At 66.2% G+C, this 479-nt stretch carries 1 protein-coding gene; it reads right to left on the bottom strand.

What is annotated here, in order from left to right:
* Positions 1-479 (bottom strand): 4Fe-4S dicluster domain-containing protein (locus tag C662_RS19610; RefSeq protein ID WP_002934759.1); only part of this gene is annotated, 479 nt, incomplete at both ends.

Consider the following 479-nt stretch of genomic DNA (forward strand, 5'->3'; position numbering starts at 1 on the left):
GCCGGGCAGTAGCGCTGCTCGGGGGCGTCGTACTTGGCCAGGTTGATTGCGATCGGCACCGCGCCGTCCTTCAACTGCAGGTGGCAGGGCTGCTCTTCCTCGTGGTTGGTGTTGGACAGGAACACCGAGGACAGGCGATCGAAGGTGAGCACGCCGTCGGGCTTGGGGTAATTGATCTTCGCGCATTCGGCCGCCGGCTTGAGCTTGTCATGGTCGGCGCTGTTGCGCAGCGTCCACGGCGCCTTGCCGCGGAACACCACCTGGTCGATGCCGAACAGCAGCGAACCCAGGTACAGGCCCTTCTTCATGTAGGGCTTGAAGTTGCGCGTCTTGTGCAACTCGGCGTACAGCCAGGAGTCGCGGAAGGCGGCCGGGTAGGCGGTGAGCGCGTCGCGCTCGCGTTCCTTGGCGAGCGCCTCGAAGGCGGCCTCGGCGGCGAGCATGCCCGACTTGATCGCGGCGTGGCTGCCCTTGATGCG

It is taken from the genome of Thauera sp. 28 (assembly GCF_000310145.2).
Lineage (GTDB): Bacteria > Pseudomonadota > Gammaproteobacteria > Burkholderiales > Rhodocyclaceae > Thauera > Thauera mechernichensis.